We start from the raw sequence: 19,314 nt of genomic DNA, 5'->3' as shown, positions 1-19,314 counted from the left end.
CTTTCCGCACGCTAGGTTGCACCTACGGTTTGCTCTGGAGGGTGGCGGCCCTTCGGACTGACGCCGTGCAAAGGCCGCGCCGCTTGACGGGTGACGTATATCCGAGACGGACGGACGGCCCACCGCAGCAGGCCCATTCTGAAATTGTCTTTGCCGACTGGATCATATCATGACCAAAGACGACATATCCGGCCTTCAGGATCCGCGCCTTGCACCGGGAGCGGACCTTCTGGCCCAAGGGCGGGCGATGGCGCGGGACTGGCGCCTGGGAACGAGCCGCTTCATGCGCGAAACGGGTGTGGCCTCCGAAGCCGCGTGGAAGCGGCAGGCTGCTGCAAACCGCCGGATCATGCAGCACGCCCACATTGGCTTTCGCGATGTCAACCGCACGATCGAGGGTATCCGCGCGGTCCACGGCTCCTGCGCGGATGCCGGCGTGACGGTCGATCGTTTCGGCATCACGCTCGACTGGTCGATGGGATATCCTGAGGCCTGGCGGGCGAGGGCTTCGCGCGGAACCGGCATCGTCCTGACGGGCCCGGACGATTTCGCTCGCATCATCGAGGCGGCACCGGCGGCCGCCCACTTCGGCGATTTCATGCTCGGCCTTCCCGGCGCACTGGAAAACACACGCGCCGCCATCGCAGCCGGCGCCACGGCTGTCGGTAATCTCGGCCAATATTTCACCTTCCGTCTGCCCTATTGGGACGACGACGTTGCCACCACCGAGGCCACGGTTACGGCGCTCGGGCTGATCGCCGCGCAGGACGCCGAAATTCTCGTGCATTCCAACCTCGATGACGGGTTTGCGGGGCTCTTCATCGATATGGCATGTGCACTGGGCATGGTGCTCATCGAAAAGCATATCGTGGAAGATCTCATCGGTGCACGTCTGGCCCATTGTTATGGTCACCACTTCAGCGACCCGCTGTCGCGTACGGCCTTCCATGCCGCGCTGGTTCAGGTCAGCGATACGCCGGGCACGATGATCTTCGGCAACACCGTTGCCTATCAGTCGACCCCCGCAGGCAACTATGCGAGCCTCGCGAGCTATCTGCTGGCCGACATTCTGGCGCTCGGCCGGTGGCCGACGGGGCATGCGATCAATCCGGTTCCGGTGACGGAAAACCAGCGCATCCCCGATATCGAGGAAATTATCGACGCGCAGACCTTCGCGCGCCGGCTGACCCTGCAGGCGCCGTTCTACGATCCGGTCTTCGACTGGGGGCAGGTGGAAAAGATGGCTGCTGTGCTTGTCGAGGGCGGGCGTCGTTTTGCCAGGTCCAGTCTGGAGGGGCTTGCCGCGCGCGGCGTGGCGGTCGACGATCCGGCCGCCCTCCTTCTGGCGATCCGCCGCATGGGGCCGAAGCGTATGGAAGCCCTCTTCGGTCCGGGTGCTCCAGGCGCGCGGGCGCGCACGCCTCTCATTCACGCCGAGTGGGCGCGCGAACTCAACCACAAGGCCGAAGAATGGGTCGCCGCGCGCAGCAAGGACATTGGTGCAACGTCTGTTTCCGTCTGCATCGGCACCACCGACGTCCATGAGCACGGCAAGTATCTCGTCGAAAAGGCCTTCGAAGGGCTGGGCGTCGAAACCATCGATGCAGGTGTCGCGGTCGATCCCGAGGCACTGGTGGCGCGTGCCATCGAAGCCGGAGCCGACATGGTCGCGGTCAGCACCTATAACGGTGTCGCGTTGTCCTATGCAAAGGCGGTAAAAGCAGCAATGAAAGCGCGGGGCGTCGACCTTCCGGTTCTTGTCGGCGGCAGATTGAATGAGGTGCCGAAGGATACGAACTCCGGCCTTCCGGTTGACGTCTCCAGCGACATCGCCGCCATTGGCTGCATTCCCTGTCACGATCTGGATGGAATGCTGGTCGCGCTCAGGGCCCATTCGCAGACTGCTTAGACGAAATCCGGGATTGCCAATCCCTGCACTTAAAAGTGTCTACACATTTGTATTGAGTTGAGATACGAGTGACGGACATATCGCACTTGCGGAACAAAGGAACGGAAATGCATCTCACATTCACGGCTGAAGGTCGGAGCTGGCCAATTCGCCTCAGCGGAAATGCGATCCGCACGCGCGCCGCACTGCTTGCGAGCCTGCCGCTACGCCTTCAGCTTCATACGCCGAAGATTGCCGGCAGCCACATTTACTGGCATGCGCCCTTCGTCAAGGATGTGGAAGGCGCCACCCACGTGCTCGATGCGCAGGCCGGCGCCTTTATCTACTGGCCGGTCCGCCAGTTCCTGGAAATCACCTTCGCCCCTCTGCAAGCGGAGAATGCGCAGATCACCGTGCTCGGGCAGCTCGATGCACCGGTGGACGGCATCGCGGAGCTTGCCGCGACCCTGAAGAACGAGCAGGGCCATCGGATCATCGAGGGAACCCTAGCCTTGGCCGAAGGGGAGGCGACCGGAGCGGCAGCTTTGCCGCAGTTGCCGGACGATCTCGTATCGCGCCGCAAGGCGTTGTGGCATGCGATGCCCGAAGATATCGCGCGCCTCACGGTATCCCGTGCGATCATGCACCCTGCCGGCCCGGTCTTTGCGGCGGAAGCCGAGGCCCGTGTCCTGCATGAACTGCTCTGGTGGATTCGAGCCGGCCAGCCTCGATATGATGACGCCGTGCTGCGGCAGACCATGGCGATCACGCTCGACAAGACGGCGACACGCTTGCGCGACTTCTGTCACATGGACGAGACGCCGGCCCTGCTCTTCGCTCTGCGTGACGCGACGCAGACGGATGTGCCGCTGGCGGCCCTCGTTGACGAGGCAATCCTTGTCGCAGGCCGCATCGGCGCTTGGCTCGACCTGCTGATTCCGTGGAACGACCTCAACGAAGCCTTCCGCACCGCTCTCGATTGAGAGCGGTTACTTTCGCCATCAAGCCGGCACGCGGCCGGACAGCCGCTGAAGAACGGCGTCGCAGGCGGCCTGCCATGCCTGCGGCTGGCCTCCCCTTGTCAAGACATCAAGACCCAGCTCGGTGATGCCGCCGGGCGTCACCAGTTCCCCGATCAACGTTTCCATGGGCTTGTCGGTCTCCGCGATCAGCCGGCCGGCCGCGACGAAGGTCAGGGCGGCCAGTTTGCGCATGGCCACCGCATCGCCACCCCGCGCGGTCGCCCAGTCGGCTGATTGCCGGATGAGATCCTGCGCCCAGCCATAGACGGCAGCGTTGACGGTGGCCACTTCGAACTCCTCTTCGCTTCCGAGCGGGATGACCGGTCCGAGCCTCTCCAACACCGCGATAGCCGGCCCGGTTGCGGGAAAGCACACGGTCGGGCTTGCATTGATCGCGGCCGATGTCAGCGGCATGGCGCGCGTCACGCGGGCGGGACCTGCTTCAAGACGGGAAATCGGCACGCCGGCGCAAAACGACACGAGCGTCTGGCCGGGGCGCCAGGGCAGGCCGGCAGCCGCGGCGTGCGCATCGACAGGGCGCACGGAAAGCAGCACAATGTCCGCGCGATTCACGAGATCGTCGTTGTCGGCGGCGAGGGGAATGCCCCAGCGCGCGGAAAGCGCACGTGCCTGCCCGCGCGGGGACAGGAGAATGTCGGCGGGATCAACACCCGCGCCTATGAGCCCGGATATGATTGAAGCTGCGAGGTGACCAACGCCAATGATGCCGATAATCACCGTTCGCCTCCAAAGTGATGACGGCGGCTTGCCATCGACGCGAAGTTGAGAAAAAGATATTGTACAAAACTGTAGACACTATCATTGCAAGCGACAAGACGCAGGAAGCGCCATGACGGAAAGAATCGATATGGAAGCGGCAGACACGGCGATGGTTGAATCCGAGCAGGACAGCCGTCGATCGGCCGACAGCAGCGAACGCGCATACAACACGATCCGCCAGCTTCTAGTCGAATTCAAGCTCAAGCCCGATGCGCGGCTGAACGAGGTCCAGCTTTCCCGCAGCCTCGGCGTTTCCCGCACGCCGATCCGGGAAGCGCTCAACCGGCTTGCCTCGGAAGGCTTCGTATCACTGACGCCGAACCGCGGGTTCTTCGTGCGCAGCCTGTCCACGGAAGGCCTGATCGACCTCTACGAGTTGCGCTCCATTATCGAGTGCGCGGCGTTCCGTCTGATGTGCGAACGGGCCGTTGATGCGGATATCGGCCGTTTGACGGCCTATTGGGCCAGCATCGTCGACGGCTACCAGAGCAATCCGCCGGATGAGATTCTTGCGAAGGATGAGGGTTTTCACCTGCTGATTGCCGAGCTTTCGGGCAATCCCGAACTGGTGAACCAGCTTGCTGCGATCAATGCACGGATCCGTTTCATCCGACGAATCCAGATCGAGCGCACACATGATCCCCGTCAGGTGTCGTCTCATTCCGAGATCGTCGCAGCCGCCGTTCGGCGGGATGCGGAACGTGGAATGAAATTGCTGCGCGATCATATCGAAATGTCCGTTTCGGCAACGCAGGACGCCCTGAAGGACGCCCTGCTGAAGGTCTACACCACGCCGGATCCTGCCGCGCCGGCACGGGGGCGCCGGAGGGCAAAAGGCGGTTGATGCAAAAATTGAACGCAATAGTGTCGACACTTTATTGACGCGGCAGCAAATGTCTGCTTCCTTATGTGCATGGCAAGAGACCGGAATGGCCGGCCGACACTCGCGTAGCGTCCATCACAGGGGAACTTACATGAAAATCGCTGCCTCACTTTGCCTCGGCGTCTCGCTGTTCGCCACGCCGGGCTTCGCCGAAGAAATCTCCGTCGGTCTAGCTGCTCCCTTGTCGGGTCCGCAGGCCTATTTCGGCAACACCTGGCACAACGGCTTCAAGCTGTACTGGGACAAGCTGAACGCCGAAGGTGGCGTCAACGGCGTGACGATCAAGTACAACCAGCAGGACGACAAGGCTGACCCGCGTGAAGGCACGCTCGTTGCGCAGAAGTTCTGCGATGACGACAGCGTCGTCATCGGGCTCGTGAACTTCAACTCCGGTGTCGCCCAGTCCACGCTTCCGATCTATGAGGATTGCGAACTGCCGACCATGACGTTCGGCTCCAACCCGGATCTGACCAAGCAGGGCTACAAGTTCATGGTACGCCCGGTCGCAAACGATCTGGCAAATGCACTGCTGCCTGCTGAATATGCTCTGCAGAAGCTCAATGCCAAGACCGCCGTCATTGTCAGCGACAAGCAGGTGTTCGGCCAGGGCATTTCCGAAATTTTCGGAAAGAACTTCACGGCCGGCGGCGGTCAGGTGCTCGACACGCTCGCTGTTGCACCGACAGACGTGGACTTCACGTCCGTGCTCGCACAGATCAAGGCGAAATCGCCTGACGTCATCTATGTCGGCGCGGTCATGCCGCAGATCGCGCTTTTCGCCAAGCAGATGCATGAGCAGGGTGTAAAAGCGTCGCTCATGGTGCCCGATGGCGGTTATACCCCCGATTTCATTGCGCAGGCAGGCGAAGCAAACGTTCAGGGCACGATGGTCGCCATTCAGGTTCCGCCGATGGACGCCTCCCCGGCCATCGCCGAATTCGCCAAGCTATACAAGGAAAAATATGGTGAGGAGGCCGGCCCGTACTCGATTTACGGCTATGTCCACGGCCAGATCCTCGAGGCTGTGCTGAAGTCGACCAAGGGCCTGTCGCGTGAGGAAATCAACGATGCGCTGCATGCGGTCAAAGTTCAGACCGCCGTGGGTGAACTCGAATTCGACGATATAGGCGAGCTGAAGGTCGCGCCCTCCTACCTCTACAAGGTGGAAGGCAAGGACTTCAAACTGGCTGGCTCCAAATAATGGTTTCGGGCCGGCCTTCCAGGCCGGTCCGTCCTTCGCCGTACGGCCGGTGATCTCGTGCCGCCGCCGCGCACCTATTCCCGTTCGCCGCCATTGCCGCGAACTCTTCCGGGCAGGATATCCATGCTGGGAACCTTCATTCAACAAACGGTCAACGCTCTGACCATCGGCTCCATCTACGCACTCATCGCGCTCGGCTACACGATGGTCTATGGCGTGCTGCGGATGATCAATTTCGCACATGGCGAGATGTTCATGCTCGGTGCTTATGCAGCCTTTCTCGTGCTGACGGTATTCGTCGGCGACATCGGAGCGGTTGGCGCCTTTGGCCTCACACTGGCATTCTTCGGCGCCGTGATAGCCGTCGGCTTTTTCGGTGTGGGCATCGAGCGGTTGGCTTACAAGCCATTGCGCAATTCCACGCGCCTTGCGCCGATGCTGTCGTCGCTTGGCGTCTCGCTGACGCTTGTCACCGGCGTTCAGATCCTGGCCGGCCCGCAACCCGTGGCGTTTCCGAGCTTCTTCCCGGCGACACGCTACGACTTCATGGGCGGCACGGTCACCTCGGTCCAGATCGGCATTCTGGTCGCCGCTTTCGTGCTGATGTTCGCGCTCTATACGCTGGTGAACCGCAGCCGCATGGGCATCATCGTGCGCGCCGTTTCCGAGAGCCGTCCGACGGCGCAACTGCTCGGCATCAATGTCAACCTGGCCATCTCGGCAGTGTTCTTCTCCGGTCCACTGCTCGGTGCCGCCGGGGGCATTCTCTATGCCAGCTACTACGGTATCATGTCGCCGACCATGGGCGCCGTGATCGGCTTGAAGGCCTTCACGGCTGCCATTCTCGGCGGCATCGGCTCCATCCCCGGTGCGATGCTGGGCGCGTATATCCTCGCCTTCGTCGAAGTCGGCGGGACTGCGCTCCTGCCGCTCATCACGAATGGTGTGCTCGGCACGGAGTATCGCGACGTGTTGTCCTTCGCCATTCTCATTCTCGTGCTTCTCGTGAAGCCCGCCGGCATTCTCGGTGAGCCCGTTTCCGAGGAAAGCATGGTCTACAAGAGGGAGTTCTGATGTCCATCGCCAGCACTTCCCCATCCGTAAAGCCCCAGGCCTCGCGGCTCGTGGCCTTTCTGGTGCTTGCCGCTATCGTCGCGCTGGCGGCCGCAACGCCGTTCCTGCCGAACTACCATATCCGTGTCGTCAACAGCCTGCTCATCTACATCCTGCTGGGCATAGGCCTCAACATCGTCATCGGCTATACGGGGCTTCTCGATCTCGGCTTCGTGGCCTTTTATGCGGTCGGCGCTTACACCTACGCGCTGCTGGCAAGCCCGCAGCTCGATCTGCACCTGCCGTTCCTTCTCATTGTCGGCATCGCGGCCGTGCTGGGTATGATCACGGGCATCCTTCTCGGCATCCCTGTCCTGAAGCTGAGGGGCGATTACCTCGCCATCGTCACACTCGGCTTCGGTGAAATCATCCGTATCGTCATCAACAACGTCGACTGGCTGACCGGTGGGCCGAAGGGCATCGCCCGGCTCGACAAGGCATCCATTCTCGGCGTCGAAATTGCGCGGCCGGTGGAAATCTATTGGCTGCTCCTCGTCACCGTGTTTTTGGTCGGCCTTTTCGTCTGGCGCCTCGAACGCTCGATCCTCGGCAAGGCGTGGGCGGCGATCCGCGAGGATCAGGATGCCGCGCGCGGCATCGGCATCAATACCACCAATGCCAAGCTTGCGGCTTTCGCGACATCCGCCACGATCGGCGCTATTGCCGGAACGATCTTCGCGGCCTCGCAGCGTTTCGTCAGCCCGGAAAGCTTCACCCTGCAGGAATCGGTTTTGATCGTTCTGATGATCGTCATCGGCGGCATCGGCAACATCCTCGGCATTGTCGCAGGAGCGGCCATACTCATCCTCTTGCCGGAAGTGCTGCGCGAATTCGCAGAGTGGCGCATTCTTTTCCTCGGTATCCTGATGGTCGTGCTGATCATCGTGCGTCCGGCAGGCATCGTGCCGCGGACCTTCGGCCCGGAAAAACTCATTCGGGGGCTTTTCGGCAAATGACGCTCGTCTTCAACAACCTGCGCAAGCAATATGGCGCCAATGTCGCGATCAACGATGTCTCGACGGACTTCGCGCCCGGCCTCATCTATGGCGTGATCGGCCCGAACGGTGCCGGCAAGTCGACGCTTATCAACATGACGGCCGGTTCCTACACCGTTTCAGCCGGCTCCATCTCGCTGGACGGACGTCGCCTCGATGGGATGAAGAAACACCAGATCGCCAATTCCGGCATCGCGCGGACCTATCAGAATATCCGGCTTTTCGACCAGATGACGGTGCTTGAAAACCTGGAAGTCTGCGCTTACCCGGCCGAGGTGCACAACGTCTGGCGGGAGGTGCTCTGGCCGCCCTATGGCCGGGCGCGAGCGGCGGCTCGCCGCGAAAGCGCGATGGAGATCCTGCGCTTCTTCGGGCTCGAGGGCTATGCGGATGCGGAAGCCGGCAGCCTCCCCTATGGCCGCCAGCGCATGCTGGAAATCGCCCGCGCGCTGGCAATGAACCCGCGGGTTCTGCTGCTCGACGAACCCGCCGCAGGCCTCAACCATCATGAAACGGCTGAATTGACGGCGAAGCTTGCCGAGCTGCGCTCGCCCGAACGGATCATGCTGGTCGTCGAGCACGACATGGACCTGGTGATGACGCTCTGTGACCGCATCGTCGTCATGCACCACGGCAAACTTCTCTTCCAAGGCACGCCCGCCGAAGTTCAGGCGAGCAGTGACGTTCAACTTGCCTATCTGGGGACCGACAATGACATCGATGACATCAGAGCCGCTGCTCAGGATCGCCGGGCTCAGCTCGGGATACGGGCGCGTCGGCGTTCTTGAAGACGTCGATCTCGAGGTCGACGCCCGCGAGATCGTCGTCATCCTCGGCCCGAACGGTGCCGGCAAGACCACGCTGCTCAACTCCATTTCGGGCGTGGCACGCCCGACCGCCGGATCGATCCATTTCGAAGGACGCGATATCACTGGCGCCCGGCCGGAGCAGGTCGTGCGCCTTGGTCTGACGCATTGCCCCGAAGGCCGGCAGATATTTCAACGCCTGACCGTCGAGGAAAATCTCGTTGCCGCACATATCGGCCGTGCCGGCAAGAGCTTCGAGACGCTGCGTTCGGAGGTCTTCGAGCTTTTCCCGGTTCTCAAGGAACGCCGCAACGGCATGGCGAGCCGCATGTCCGGCGGACAGCAGCAGATGCTGGCGATCGGGCGCGCGCTGATGGCCGAGCCGAAGCTCCTGATGCTGGACGAGCCGTCGCTTGGCCTTGCCCCGAAGATCGTGCACCAGATCTTCCGCATCATTCTCGATCTGTCGAAAACCGGCATGTCTATCCTGCTCGTGGAGCAGAATGTCCAGCTTGCGCTGGAATGCGGCGACTATGGCTACCTCCTGAACACCGGCCGGGTGAAGCTGCACGGACCGGCACAGGAGATGGCGGAGCATTCTGCGCTCGGAGAGCACTATCTCGGTGGAGCGACCGAGGACACCATTCATGTTTGAGGTCGACTGGAGGACTCCGCACCTGTGGCGGAAGACGACAGCGGCCCGCAAGACTTCTCCAGCGCTCATCGGCGATATCGAAACCGATGTGCTCGTCGTCGGTGGCGGGTTTACCGGCCTGGCCTCGGCACTCGGGGCTCGTGACAGCGGCACCGATGTCGTGCTGCTCGAAGGCAACGAGATCGGCTCCGCCGCTTCCGGGCGCAACAATGGGCTCGTCATTTCGCACCATTCGAAGGCCTCGCCGTCGGAGTTCGACAAGGCGTTCGGCAGGACGCACGGTGATCGCTTCAACGCGCTCGTCGCGAGCGCGGCGGATGTCGCCTTCGGCTTGATGCAGCGCTTCGGCATCGATGCGCATCAGGTTCAGGAGGGCTGGATACAATCCGCCCACACGGAGGCGACCTGTGCCCGCGCGCGGCAGTTCCACGATGAGTGGAAGGCTTTTGGAGCGCATGTCTCGTGGCTCGATCGCGATGAGGTGACACACCGCGTCGGCAGCCCTTATCGCGCCGGCTGGATGGTCCATAATTCGGGGCATATCAACCCCTTCGCCATGACGGTGGGGCTGGCCGATGCCGTCGAGCGGGAAGGCGTGCACATATTCGAAAATACACGGGCTGTGCGCATCGAAAAGGCGGAACGCGGTTGGCGGGTCTATTCGACAAGGGGCAGCGTCACCGCGCGCGAGGTTATCCTCGCCACCAACGCGCTGACGGATGATCTGTGGCCGGGCCTGAAGCGCACGCTGATCCCGATGAAGGTCTTTCAGGCCGCAACCGAGCCGTTGTCCGATGGTATCAAGGCGCAGGTCCTCGTCGGCAATCCGGCCGTTTCCGATATGCACAACGACCTGCGCTATTTCCATTACGATTGCGATGGCAGGCTCGTCAGCGGTGCGACGCACACATTCTGGCATGACGAGGACCGGCGCGGTCGTGCCAAGGTGGCGCGCATGCTGGCGCGCACCTTCAAGGCGCTCGGCGGAGAGCCGCCTATTGCTGAGTACTGGAGCGGTACCTTTGCCGTGGTGCCGGATCTCAAGCCGCATCTCTATCGTCTGGCGCCCGGCCTCGTCTTTGGCGGGGTCTATTCCGGACGGGGTGTCGCGCTTTCCATGGCGCTTGGGCAGGAAATGGGACGGTGGGCGGCGGGTCGGCGGACGGATGCCGATATGCCGCTTCCGGTCACGGCGATGCAGCCGATTGCCTTTCATCCGGTCGCGGTGCAGGTCGCCAACCGCATGCATGCCTGGAACCGCCTCAAGGACAGGCGCGCCTGAGCGCGCCTGTGGAAGAGCTTAGGCCTTTTTGTCGAGATTGCGGAAATAACGGACTTCGATGGCCCGCAGGATGTCGCGGGGTTCATCGTCGTAGCTTTCTGAAAACTGCTCTTCACCACATTCGATGGTGATGGCCCAGCGGCCGCGATGCGGATTCAGCGCGCAATCGGGGAAATTCATGTGGTGATGCCAGGATTTTCCGGCGCTATCGATCTCCACGAGACGCTTGAGCAGCGGTGAGCCATCGAGAAGCGTATCCTCGGCACTGGAGGGATGACCGGCATCGAGAATGTCGTCGCCATGCAGCATCCTCACCAGTTGCTTGTCGACCTCCGGGAAACCATCGGACGGCGCGATGTAGGCCCTTTGCGTCGCGTCGTCCTCCACGACGGCAGCATAGCGGCCCTCGAACGGGTTGAACCGGCAGCCGGGAGACAGCACATGCGAGTGCCAGGGCTTGCCTTCGCCTTGCAGGCGCTGGGCGAGCGGCAGGCATTCATCGAGCGTAATGGTCGTGTAGTTGATGGTGCCGTGGTGAGCGGTGCCGTTGCACATGACAAGGCCTTTCTTAGAGGGAACAGGGATCAGCTTTTGGAGAAGCGGGTGCCACCGACGACCTGTCGGGTGGGCAGCATCTCGACGATGGAGAGGTCGACGGCCGACGGGGTTGCAAGCATATGCGAGATCGTCGCGGCGACGTCTTCGGGCAGGATGCACTCATAGCCGTCATAGAAGTCGGCATCCATGTCGAGCTGGTTGTGGATACCCGTGCGAACACGGCCGAGTCGGATCTCGCCGACACGCACCGGTGTTTCCTGCAACTCGAACCGCAGGTTGGCGGCGACCGACTGCATGGCCGCCTTGGTGGCGCTGTAGGCGCCCGGGCCCGCGCCGGGGACGTTGCCGCAGATGGAGCCGAGGAGAACGATGCTGCCGCGCTGCCGTTCAACCATTCCAGGGACGACTGCGCGCAGCACATTGAACAGGCCGGTGAGATTGACGGCGATCAACCCGGCAATCGTCTCCGCCGGTGTCTTGTGGATGGGCAGGTTCGGGCCGAGGATACCGGCGCCGTGAACAAGAACATCCGCGGTCAGCCCTGCAAGGGCCGCCTCGACGGAAACCGCGTCGCCGATGTCGACGGCGATACCCTCGCACCCATATCGTTCACAGAGATCATCGAGAGCCGCACGGCGGGTGCCGACGGCAATCACGCGAAAACCTTCGCTGGTCAGGCGCTTGGTGACTGCGTCGCCAATGCCTCCCGTCGCGCCCGTTACGATGGCCGTTCCCGTCATTCGCGTCCTCCCGGAAACACATGTTATTTGTTGTAACATTTAATGCGATGCGGCTTTTCGCGTCAAGGATGAGATCGGAAATCCGGCCTTCTGCGAGAAGATTGAGTGCTGGGAGAGGTGGTCGGCGCAACGCTTCAGCGACGACACCATGACGCCCGCGAGAGCACCTATCTCAGCGCGCCGCCTTGTGCCTGCGCTCGGTGCCTTGCTGGGCTTTGATCATATCGACCAGCGTATCTGCCGCGAAGTTGATGTCGACGACGACAGCGCTGGCAAGGCGCTCCGGATCGCGCGATTGAAGCGCACGCACCATCATCTGGTGATTGTTGATGCCCTGTTCGATCTGACCGAAGCGGGGATAGATGACGTTGAGATAGGAGCTGTTCATCATCCAGCGCTTTTCGATCATCCGTACCAGCTCATTCATCCCGCTCGCGCGATAGATCGCGAAGTGGAATTCCCAGTTCAACTCCATGACCCGGGCATAGTCCTTGCGCTCGTTTGCCTGGACCATCAGGTCGTTGATTTCGATGATATGGGCGATTTCCGCGTCGGTGATGCGCAACGCCGCTTCGCGCGCGGCCAGGCCTTCGAGCGCTGCACGGATCTTCGTGAGCTCGATGATCCGGTCCGTCGTCAGCGTCGGAACATAGACCGAGCCGTTCGAGCGCATTTCCAGAATGCCCTCGGCGGCGAGATTGTAGAGCGCTTCGCGCGCCGGCGTCAGGCTGACATCGAGCGCCGTGGCGACGGCGCGGATCGTGAGCTTCTGGCCCGGCTTGAAACGGCCGGCCATGATGGCGCTGCCGAGCTGGGTGCGCACCTGCTGTCCCAGCGTCTCGCTACGGCCGATCGGTGCTAGATCGATGCCGGCGAAGGAGGTGTCTTCGGTCTTCGTCTTGTTCATTGAGTCGCCGGCACCCGAGACGCCTCCAGCCCGATAACTGAGGCGTGTATTGTTATTTGCTGCACCACTTTACACGTGATTGATGGCGGACGGAAAGAGGCGGCGGCCGTCTCTCCCCGGTTCAGTGGCTGAGCACCTGGCTGAGGAACGTGCGTGTGCGCTCGTTCTTCGGGTTATCGAAAAGTTCGGCCGGCCGGCCCTGCTCGACGATCTCGCCCTTGTCCATGAAGATGACCCGGTCGGCCACTTGTCGTGCAAAGCCCATTTCGTGCGTGACGCAAAGCATGGTCATGCCGTCGTTGGCGAGTTCAACCATGACATCGAGCACTTCCTTGATCATCTCGGGGTCGAGGGCCGATGTGGGTTCGTCGAAGAGCAGGATCTTGGGTTTCATGCAAAGGGCACGCGCAATGGCCACGCGCTGCTGCTGGCCGCCGGAGAGCTGGCCGGGAAATTTCGATGCCTGCTCGGGAATGCGCACGCGTTCCAGATAGGTCATGGCGGTCGCCTCGGCTTCCTCGGCTGGTATCTTGCGGGCAAGCGTCGGTGCAAGGGTGCAGTTTTCCAGCACGGTCAGGTGCGGGAAGAGATTGAAGTGCTGAAAAACCATGCCGACGTCGCGCCGGATATGGTCGATATTGCCGATATCGTCGTTCAACTCCGTTCCCAGCACGTCGATGCGGCCTTGCTGGTGTTCTTCCAGGCGGTTGATGCAGCGGATCAGCGTCGATTTGCCCGAGCCCGAAGGTCCGCAGATGACGATCCGTTCGCCTGAGCCGACATCGAGGTTGATGTCCCGCAGGACCTGAAACCGGCCGTAGTACTTGTTCATGCCGGTGATGCGTATTGCGGCTTCACTCATGAGGGTTTCTTTCAATGCTGGCCGAAACGCATGCGCCGCTCGAGATAGGCGCCGTAGCGGGAAAGGCTGAAGACGAACACGAAGTAGACGAGCGCCACGAAGATGTAGACCTCGAAATAGGCGAAGGACCATTCGCCGGTGCCGTAGGCGGCATTGCCCGACGCGAGGATGTCGAAGAAGCCGATGATGACGATCAGCGACGTCTCCTTGAAGGTGATGACGAGCTGGTTGATCGTCGGCGGCAGGGCATTGCGGAAGGCCTGGGGCAGCATGATGCGACCGGTTCGCTGCCAGTAGCCCAGCCCGAGCGCCTTGGCCGCCTCTTCCTGGCCAACGGGGATGGACTGAATGCCGCTGCGTATGATCTCTGCCTGATAAGCGGCGAAGAAGAGAGCAAAACCGATGATGACCCGCCAGATCTTGTCGCCTTGAAGCCAATCCGGCAGGACGAAGGGAAAGATGAGGGCGGCGGTAAACAGGATGGTGACAAGGGGCAGGGAGCGGACACCGTCGATCAGGGCACCGGTCATTCTGGAAACGAGCGGCATTTCGGAACGGCGCAGTAGCGCCATGGCAACGGCCATGGGCATGCCGATCAGGACGCCGGCGGCATAGAGAAACACCGTAAGCGTCAGCCCGCCCCAATCGGCGGGCATGACGGTCCGCATGCCGAAAAGGCCGCCGCGCATCAGCACGTAGAAGATGACGAAGCCGGCGCACCATAGGATGGAAAGCCGCAGCGGTTTCCAGAACCATGGCAGGCAAGACAGCACGATCGTCACGACCATGACAATGCAGGCCAGCATGGAGCGCCACTGCTCGTCATAGGGAAACAGGCCGAAGATGATGATCCGCCACCGTTGTTGGATCACGGCCCAGCAGGCGCCCGCGATGTCGCGGCAGACGGTGGAGGTGCCATCCGGGGAAGACCATACCGCCTTCAACACCGCCCAATCGAGCGCATGATAGGCGAGGTAGAGGAGAGCTGCCATGCCCAGGAGCGAGATCAACGCGTTGGCGGGGGTGCGGAAATAGCGGCGGCGAAGGCGCGTTGCGAGCCCGTCGGGCCGAAAGCCGACGTCAAGCGTTTGCCGGTGTGTGTTCATGTCGGAAACGGCGGTCATGGCGCTCTCCTCAGGTTCTCAACTGCGTGCCCTTGAGGGCAATCGCCTTGTTGACGCGATTGAGGACGAAGGAGAGCGTGTTGTTCATGATCAGGAAGCCGGCCATCAGGATGGCGATCAGCTCTAGCGTCTGGCCGCTCTGGTTGATGGAAACCGAAATAACCGAGAAGAAGTCGGCAAAACCGACGACGATGCCGAGCGTGGTCGCCTTGAAGAGCCAGACATACTGGTTAATCAGGGTCGGTAGCACGGCGCGGATGGCGAGCGGCAGGTGGACGCGGGAAAAGACGTGCCACGAAGACAGACCAAGCGCGCGGGCCGCTTCGACCTGGCCCTTGCCGACGGACTGGAAGCCGGCGCGAATGACCTCCGCGATATAGGCGCCGCCATAGATGGCGGTGGCGATCGCCAGGGCTGACAATTCCGGCGGAATGGTGATGCCGCCACGGAAATTCAGGCCGCGCAATTCCGGGACGGAAAAAATGTCCGAGCCGGGCTCGCGCGCATAAGCGAGAATGCCGACCATGGCAGCAAGCGTCAGGCCGGCGATGACAAACTGGAGCGTTCCGCGGTTCTTCACGCGCCGGAAGCGGCGCGACATGGAAAACCAGGCAAGCACGGACAGGCCGAGCAACAATGCCAGCGCGACGGCGGCAAACCACTGGCCACCGACGTTGAGGCTTGGCACGAACATGCCGCGGGCCGACAGGAAGACGGCGTCAAAGAGCGAATAGGCCTGTTTCGTCGGCGGCAGATGGGTCAGCGCCGCATACCAGAACAAAGCCTGGAGGATGAGCGGGACATTGCGGAACGTCTCGATATAGAGGGTGCCGATATCGTTGAGCACGCCATTGGAGGAAATCCGGAAGGAGGCGATGATCAGGCCCACGATGTTGGCCAGGATGATGCTGAGAATGCCGAGGAAGATGGTGTTCGCGATACCGACCCACAGCATCTGAAGGTAGCTTTCGAACGGATCGAACGGGACGAGCGAGAAGCCGATCCGGAAGCCGGTCGATTTGTAGAGGAAATCGAAACCGCTGGTCATGCCCTGTGCGGCCAGCTTCCTTGATGCCTCATGTACGGCCCCAAAGACGACGAGGGCGAGAATGACGATAAACGCCACCTGATAGGCGAGGCTGCGCGTTTTTCTGTTTCTGAACATCTGCATCGGAACAGCCCTCCGCTGTCGTCGGGGTCGCCGACGCGTCATGCGCCGGCGACCAGCTTTGGGAGAAGGATCAGTCGAGAACGAGCGGATAGAGGATGCCGCCGTTCTTCATCAGGGCATTTACACCGCGCTCGACTTTGTAGGGCGAGTCCTTGCCGATGTTCCGGTCCCAGATCTGGGCGTAGTTGCCGACGGTCTTGATGACGTTGTAGCCCCAGTCATCATTGAGCCCGAGCGGCGTGCCCATGCCGGGTGTCGCGCCCAGCAGCTTGCCGATGGCGGGCGTCGGCGGGTTGGCCTTCATCTCATCGACATTTTCGCTCGTCACGCCGGCCTGTTCGGCAAGCAGGAGCGCGGTCTGCACCCAGTTTGCGATGTCGACCCAGTTGTCGTCGCCCTGGCGCATGACGATGCCGACCGGCTCGGCCGAGAGGACGTCCGGGAGGATGACGAACTCGTCGGGGTTCTTGGCTTCCGTGGCGCGCAGGACGCCGAGCTGCAGATCCCATTCCATCATGGCGTCGCAACGGCCGGCAAGAAAGGCTGCGTTGGCTTCTTCGGTCTTCTCGAAGGGAACGACGTTCAGCTTGTAGCCGTTCTGGGCTTCGTGCTCGACGGCGTAGCGTTCCATGGTGGTGCCGCTCGGCAGGCAAAGCGTGCCGCCATCGAGATCCTTGGCCGAGGTGACGTTCAGGTCCTTGCGCACCATGTAGTGAATTGCGGCCATCATGTAGGGCTGTGCGAACTGGGCGCGGATTTCGGTGTCGCGGCTGAACGTCCAGCCGGACGATTTGATGACCATATCCAGTTCTCCCGACTGGAGCGACGGCCAGCGCTGTGCCCAGCTGGTCGGCTTGATATCGACGTGACCTTCCCACGTGCCGAAGATCGCGGTCGCAACGGCATGGCACAGATCGATGTCGAAGCCCTTCCAGTTGCCTTTGTCGTCCACTTCGGCAAGGCCCATGTAGGAGCCGTTGTGGCCGGTGCAGGCGAGCGCACCGCGCTCCTTCACCTTCTTCAGGGTGTCGCCGAACTCTGCATGGGCCGGTGCGACCGAAAGCAGAACCGTACCCGCGAGCGCGGCGACAAGTGTCGACTTGATAGACATGGATTCCCCTTTTTTTGCTGCTTGCCGACAAGCCGGACCACCCGGCCGTCAAAAGTTATTTGTTATATAATGATCGAGGCTTCAAATTTGTCCAGATGATTCACGCGCTGATCCGAGAAATCTGTCAAGTACATGTTTTCGCGTTAAATATTGGAAAATCCGCGCGATCTTGAGGCGAATTTTCAGGATCACATCAAAAAACAAATTGCGCGGCTTTTCCGTTATGATACGTGTTATAACAAATTAGGCCACGAGGACGATGATGATCAACGCGCCATCCACGGACGAACTGAAGGACATCCACCATAAGATGGTGGTGACGCGTGAACTTGAGGAAGTGCTTGGCACCTATGCCAAGGAAGGCAAGACGCGAGGCCCCATTCATCGCTGCGACGGACAGGAGGCCGTGGGCGTTGCAGCCTGTGCGGCCCTGCGTGCAGATGATTACGTCTGCACCACCCACCGCGGCCATCATGTCTATGTCGGCAAGGGCCTGACGACGCGCGGTATCGTCGCCGAGATCTTCGGCCGCGAGACCGGTTACTGCAAGGGCCGGGGCGGGCATATGCTGCTCGGCGACGTGAAGACCGGCATGCTCGGCGGCAACGCCATCGTCGGCGCCGGTATTCCGGCCGCGACGGGCATGGCGCTGTCCATGCAAATCCTCAAGCAGGACCGTGTCTCCATGGTGGTGTTCGGAGACGGCGCAGCCCAGACCGGCATCTGCCACGAGGCGATGAACATGGCGGGGCTTTGGAAACTGCCGGTCATTTTCGTGCTTGAGAACAACCAGTACGGCTTGACGGTACGCCAGGAGGTGCAGTCGCCGGTGGAGGATCTCAGTATCCGGGCTGCCGGTTATGCCATGCCCGGTGAAATCGTCGACGGCAATGATGCCGAAGCGGTCTACCGCGCCGTTGCCGCCGCTGCCGAACGTGCTCGCCGCGGTGATGGTCCCACCCTTATCGAAGCCAAGACCTACCGCGTGAAGGGCTTCTCCACATCCGACATGGGCGGTTACCAGTCCGAGGAGGAAATGGCGCCTTGGCTCGACCGTGACCCGATCAAGCTTTCGGCGGAGAAGCTTTCCGCATTGGTGGGCGCCGATACGGTTGCCGCCATCGAGGCGGCCGCCCGCGCGGAAGTCGCGCAAGCATTCGAGGTCGCGCTCTCCGACCCGTTCCCGACCTTTGAAATCCATGCCCCCTCGGCCGCCTATTCGGAGACCAAGTGATGACCGTGATGCGTTATGCCGAAGCGTTGAACGCCGCCCTCAGGGAGGAGATGCAGCGCGATCCGAGCGTGTTCTTGTTCGGCGAGGACATCGGACGATATGGCGGCGTCTTCAAGGTCTCCAAGGGCTTGCGGGACGAGTTCGGCGATGCGCGCGTCCGCGACACGCCGATTTCCGAACAGGCGCTGACGGCGATGGCCGTCACGGCGGCGATGTCGGGCACGCGCCCGGTTCTCGAGATCATGTATGCCGATTTCCTGCCGCTGTCGCTCGATGCGCTCATCAACCAGGCCTCGGTCTTCACCTATCTCTGGGAAGGGCAGGTGGATATTCCCTTCGTGCTGCGCACACAGGGCGGCGGCGGCGTGGGCACAGGCGCGCAGCACGCCAAGAGCCTCGATGCGATGGTCTGCCATATTCCCGGCATCAAGGTCGTCGCGCCGGCTACGCCCGCAGATGCGAAAGGCCTGTTGAAATCGGCCATCCGTGACCGCCAGCCCGTCGTCTTCCTCGAACACAAGCTGCTCTACAACACACGCGGCGAGGTACCGGACGGCGACGAAGTGCTCGTGCCGATCGGCAAGGCGAAAACCGTCGTCGAGGGCAAGCATGTCTCGATCTTCGCGTCTTCCAAGATGGTGATTGAGGCTGAGAACGCGGCCAAACTGCTCGCCAAGGATGGCATCGAAGCCGAAGTGATCGATCTGCGCACGCTGCGTCCGCTCGATCTCGATGCGATCCGCGGATCCATCGCCAAAACCAACCACGCCGTTGTGGTCAATGAGGGCTGGACTTTCTGCGGCTATGCCTCGGAGCTTTCCGCGACGATCATGGAGCATTGTTTCGATGATCTCGATGCGCCGGTCGCGCGCGTCGCGATGCCGGACATGGCTATCCCCTATTCCGAGCCGCTGGAAATGGCTGTTCTGCCGAATGCGGTGAAGATCGCCGCTGCGGCGAAAAAGGCCCTCGCGTAAGGCCG

Annotated in this window: 19 protein-coding genes; 11 read left to right on the top strand and 8 right to left on the bottom strand. The window is 61.7% G+C overall.

The window, feature by feature from the left end; all coding sequences use genetic code 11:
* The first annotated feature begins 169 nt into the window (after positions 1 to 169).
* Positions 170 to 1,909, top strand: coding sequence for a cobalamin-dependent protein (locus K6301_RS20385; RefSeq protein ID WP_247222378.1), 1,740 nt, complete (start codon positions 170 to 172; stop codon positions 1,907 to 1,909).
* Positions 1,910 to 2,016: 107 nt separating this feature from the next.
* Positions 2,017 to 2,871, top strand: coding sequence for a hypothetical protein (locus K6301_RS20380; protein WP_247222377.1), 855 nt, complete (start codon positions 2,017 to 2,019; stop codon positions 2,869 to 2,871).
* A gap of 18 nt (positions 2,872 to 2,889) precedes the next feature.
* Here K6301_RS20380 and K6301_RS20375 read toward each other — a convergent pair whose 3' ends face one another.
* Positions 2,890 to 3,648: a pyrroline-5-carboxylate reductase family protein gene (locus tag K6301_RS20375; protein ID WP_247222376.1), complete on the bottom strand. Its 759-nt coding sequence runs from the start codon at positions 3,646 to 3,648 to the stop codon at positions 2,890 to 2,892.
* Between the two features lie 112 nt (positions 3,649 to 3,760).
* On the opposite strand from K6301_RS20375, the gene K6301_RS20370 reads away from it, so the two are divergent.
* The 7 genes from K6301_RS20370 to K6301_RS20340 all read left to right on the top strand — a co-directional run bounded on the left by K6301_RS20370 (position 3,761) and on the right by K6301_RS20340 (position 10,625).
* A complete protein-coding gene (locus tag K6301_RS20370; protein ID WP_247222375.1) occupies positions 3,761 to 4,534 on the top strand; it encodes a GntR family transcriptional regulator in 774 nt (257 codons plus the stop codon).
* A 130-nt stretch (positions 4,535 to 4,664) separates the two neighbouring features.
* On the top strand, positions 4,665 to 5,774 hold the full coding sequence (locus K6301_RS20365; protein WP_247222374.1) for a branched-chain amino acid ABC transporter substrate-binding protein: 1,110 nt from the start codon (positions 4,665 to 4,667) through the stop codon (positions 5,772 to 5,774).
* Between the two features lie 123 nt (positions 5,775 to 5,897).
* The gene (locus K6301_RS20360; RefSeq protein ID WP_134646273.1) at positions 5,898 to 6,848 is read left to right on the top strand and encodes a branched-chain amino acid ABC transporter permease; all 951 of its coding nucleotides are present in this window, start codon (positions 5,898 to 5,900) and stop codon (positions 6,846 to 6,848) included.
* Positions 6,848 to 7,843 (top strand): branched-chain amino acid ABC transporter permease, encoded by a 996-nt coding sequence (locus K6301_RS20355; RefSeq protein WP_247222373.1) that lies wholly within the window; start codon positions 6,848 to 6,850, stop codon positions 7,841 to 7,843. Before K6301_RS20360 ends, K6301_RS20355 begins: the two co-directional genes overlap by 1 nt.
* Positions 7,840 to 8,670, top strand: a complete 831-nt coding sequence (locus K6301_RS20350) for an ABC transporter ATP-binding protein (RefSeq protein ID WP_247222371.1) — start codon at positions 7,840 to 7,842, stop codon at positions 8,668 to 8,670. Before K6301_RS20355 ends, K6301_RS20350 begins: the two co-directional genes overlap by 4 nt.
* Positions 8,594 to 9,343 carry an ABC transporter ATP-binding protein gene (locus K6301_RS20345; RefSeq protein WP_343298962.1) on the top strand — a complete coding sequence of 250 codons (750 nt, stop codon included), beginning with the start codon at positions 8,594 to 8,596 and terminating at the stop codon, positions 9,341 to 9,343. The genes K6301_RS20350 and K6301_RS20345 overlap by 77 nt, the downstream gene beginning before the upstream one ends.
* A complete protein-coding gene (locus K6301_RS20340; RefSeq protein WP_247222370.1) occupies positions 9,336 to 10,625 on the top strand; it encodes an NAD(P)/FAD-dependent oxidoreductase in 1,290 nt (429 codons plus the stop codon). Before K6301_RS20345 ends, K6301_RS20340 begins: the two co-directional genes overlap by 8 nt.
* An 18-nt stretch (positions 10,626 to 10,643) precedes the next feature.
* Here K6301_RS20340 and K6301_RS20335 read toward each other — a convergent pair whose 3' ends face one another.
* From K6301_RS20335 to K6301_RS20305, 7 genes are all read right to left on the bottom strand, one after another.
* Positions 10,644 to 11,180: a hypothetical protein gene (locus K6301_RS20335; protein ID WP_247222369.1), complete on the bottom strand. Its 537-nt coding sequence runs from the start codon at positions 11,178 to 11,180 to the stop codon at positions 10,644 to 10,646.
* Between the two features lie 29 nt (positions 11,181 to 11,209).
* Entirely contained in the window at positions 11,210 to 11,923 is a 714-nt protein-coding gene (locus K6301_RS20330; RefSeq protein ID WP_247222368.1) for an SDR family oxidoreductase, read from the bottom strand.
* A gap of 172 nt (positions 11,924 to 12,095) precedes the next feature.
* Positions 12,096 to 12,830: a GntR family transcriptional regulator gene (locus tag K6301_RS20325; RefSeq protein ID WP_247222367.1), complete on the bottom strand. Its 735-nt coding sequence runs from the start codon at positions 12,828 to 12,830 to the stop codon at positions 12,096 to 12,098.
* Between the two features lie 121 nt (positions 12,831 to 12,951).
* Positions 12,952 to 13,692 carry an amino acid ABC transporter ATP-binding protein gene (locus tag K6301_RS20320; RefSeq protein WP_247222366.1) on the bottom strand — a complete coding sequence of 247 codons (741 nt, stop codon included), beginning with the start codon at positions 13,690 to 13,692 and terminating at the stop codon, positions 12,952 to 12,954.
* 11 nt (positions 13,693 to 13,703) lie between these two features.
* Positions 13,704 to 14,816, bottom strand: coding sequence for an amino acid ABC transporter permease (locus K6301_RS20315; RefSeq protein ID WP_247222365.1), 1,113 nt, complete (start codon positions 14,814 to 14,816; stop codon positions 13,704 to 13,706).
* A gap of 10 nt (positions 14,817 to 14,826) precedes the next feature.
* Positions 14,827 to 15,987, bottom strand: a complete 1,161-nt coding sequence (locus tag K6301_RS20310) for an amino acid ABC transporter permease (RefSeq protein ID WP_247222364.1) — start codon at positions 15,985 to 15,987, stop codon at positions 14,827 to 14,829.
* A gap of 70 nt (positions 15,988 to 16,057) precedes the next feature.
* Positions 16,058 to 17,098: a transporter substrate-binding domain-containing protein gene (locus K6301_RS20305; protein WP_247222363.1), complete on the bottom strand. Its 1,041-nt coding sequence runs from the start codon at positions 17,096 to 17,098 to the stop codon at positions 16,058 to 16,060.
* 262 nt (positions 17,099 to 17,360) lie between these two features.
* Between K6301_RS20305 and K6301_RS20300 the strand changes: the two genes are divergently transcribed.
* Positions 17,361 to 18,332 (top strand): thiamine pyrophosphate-dependent dehydrogenase E1 component subunit alpha, encoded by a 972-nt coding sequence (locus K6301_RS20300; protein ID WP_167718776.1) that lies wholly within the window; start codon positions 17,361 to 17,363, stop codon positions 18,330 to 18,332.
* Positions 18,332 to 19,309, top strand: coding sequence for an alpha-ketoacid dehydrogenase subunit beta (locus K6301_RS20295; protein WP_134646293.1), 978 nt, complete (start codon positions 18,332 to 18,334; stop codon positions 19,307 to 19,309). The genes K6301_RS20300 and K6301_RS20295 overlap by 1 nt, the downstream gene beginning before the upstream one ends.
* Positions 19,310 to 19,314: the final 5 nt, after the last annotated feature.

The organism is Shinella oryzae, from assembly GCF_023038235.1.
GTDB classification, from domain to species: Bacteria; Pseudomonadota; Alphaproteobacteria; order Rhizobiales; family Rhizobiaceae; genus Shinella; species Shinella sumterensis.
This window is presented reverse-complemented; position numbering and strand designations above follow the sequence as displayed.

Bases quoted from the DNA above. Each gene is read 5' to 3' on its own strand.
- K6301_RS20365 (WP_247222374.1), top strand. From the start codon at position 4,665: ATGAAAATCGCTGCCTCACTTTGCCTCGGCGTCTCGCTGTTCGCCACG.
- K6301_RS20340 (WP_247222370.1), top strand. From the start codon at position 9,336: ATGTTTGAGGTCGACTGGAGGACTCCGCACCTGTGGCGGAAGACGACA.
- K6301_RS20335 (WP_247222369.1), bottom strand. From the start codon at position 11,180: ATGTGCAACGGCACCGCTCACCACGGCACCATCAACTACACGACCATT.
- K6301_RS20315 (WP_247222365.1), bottom strand. From the start codon at position 14,816: ATGACCGCCGTTTCCGACATGAACACACACCGGCAAACGCTTGACGTC.
- K6301_RS20305 (WP_247222363.1), bottom strand. From the start codon at position 17,098: ATGTCTATCAAGTCGACACTTGTCGCCGCGCTCGCGGGTACGGTTCTG.
- K6301_RS20360 (WP_134646273.1), top strand. From the start codon at position 5,898: ATGCTGGGAACCTTCATTCAACAAACGGTCAACGCTCTGACCATCGGC.
- K6301_RS20320 (WP_247222366.1), bottom strand. From the start codon at position 13,692: ATGAGTGAAGCCGCAATACGCATCACCGGCATGAACAAGTACTACGGC.
- K6301_RS20345 (WP_343298962.1), top strand. From the start codon at position 8,594: ATGACATCGATGACATCAGAGCCGCTGCTCAGGATCGCCGGGCTCAGC.
- K6301_RS20300 (WP_167718776.1), top strand. From the start codon at position 17,361: ATGATCAACGCGCCATCCACGGACGAACTGAAGGACATCCACCATAAG.
- K6301_RS20350 (WP_247222371.1), top strand. From the start codon at position 7,840: ATGACGCTCGTCTTCAACAACCTGCGCAAGCAATATGGCGCCAATGTC.
- K6301_RS20310 (WP_247222364.1), bottom strand. From the start codon at position 15,987: ATGCAGATGTTCAGAAACAGAAAAACGCGCAGCCTCGCCTATCAGGTG.
- K6301_RS20325 (WP_247222367.1), bottom strand. From the start codon at position 12,830: ATGAACAAGACGAAGACCGAAGACACCTCCTTCGCCGGCATCGATCTA.
- K6301_RS20330 (WP_247222368.1), bottom strand. From the start codon at position 11,923: ATGACGGGAACGGCCATCGTAACGGGCGCGACGGGAGGCATTGGCGAC.
- K6301_RS20370 (WP_247222375.1), top strand. From the start codon at position 3,761: ATGACGGAAAGAATCGATATGGAAGCGGCAGACACGGCGATGGTTGAA.
- K6301_RS20295 (WP_134646293.1), top strand. From the start codon at position 18,332: ATGACCGTGATGCGTTATGCCGAAGCGTTGAACGCCGCCCTCAGGGAG.
- K6301_RS20355 (WP_247222373.1), top strand. From the start codon at position 6,848: ATGTCCATCGCCAGCACTTCCCCATCCGTAAAGCCCCAGGCCTCGCGG.
- K6301_RS20385 (WP_247222378.1), top strand. From the start codon at position 170: ATGACCAAAGACGACATATCCGGCCTTCAGGATCCGCGCCTTGCACCG.
- K6301_RS20380 (WP_247222377.1), top strand. From the start codon at position 2,017: ATGCATCTCACATTCACGGCTGAAGGTCGGAGCTGGCCAATTCGCCTC.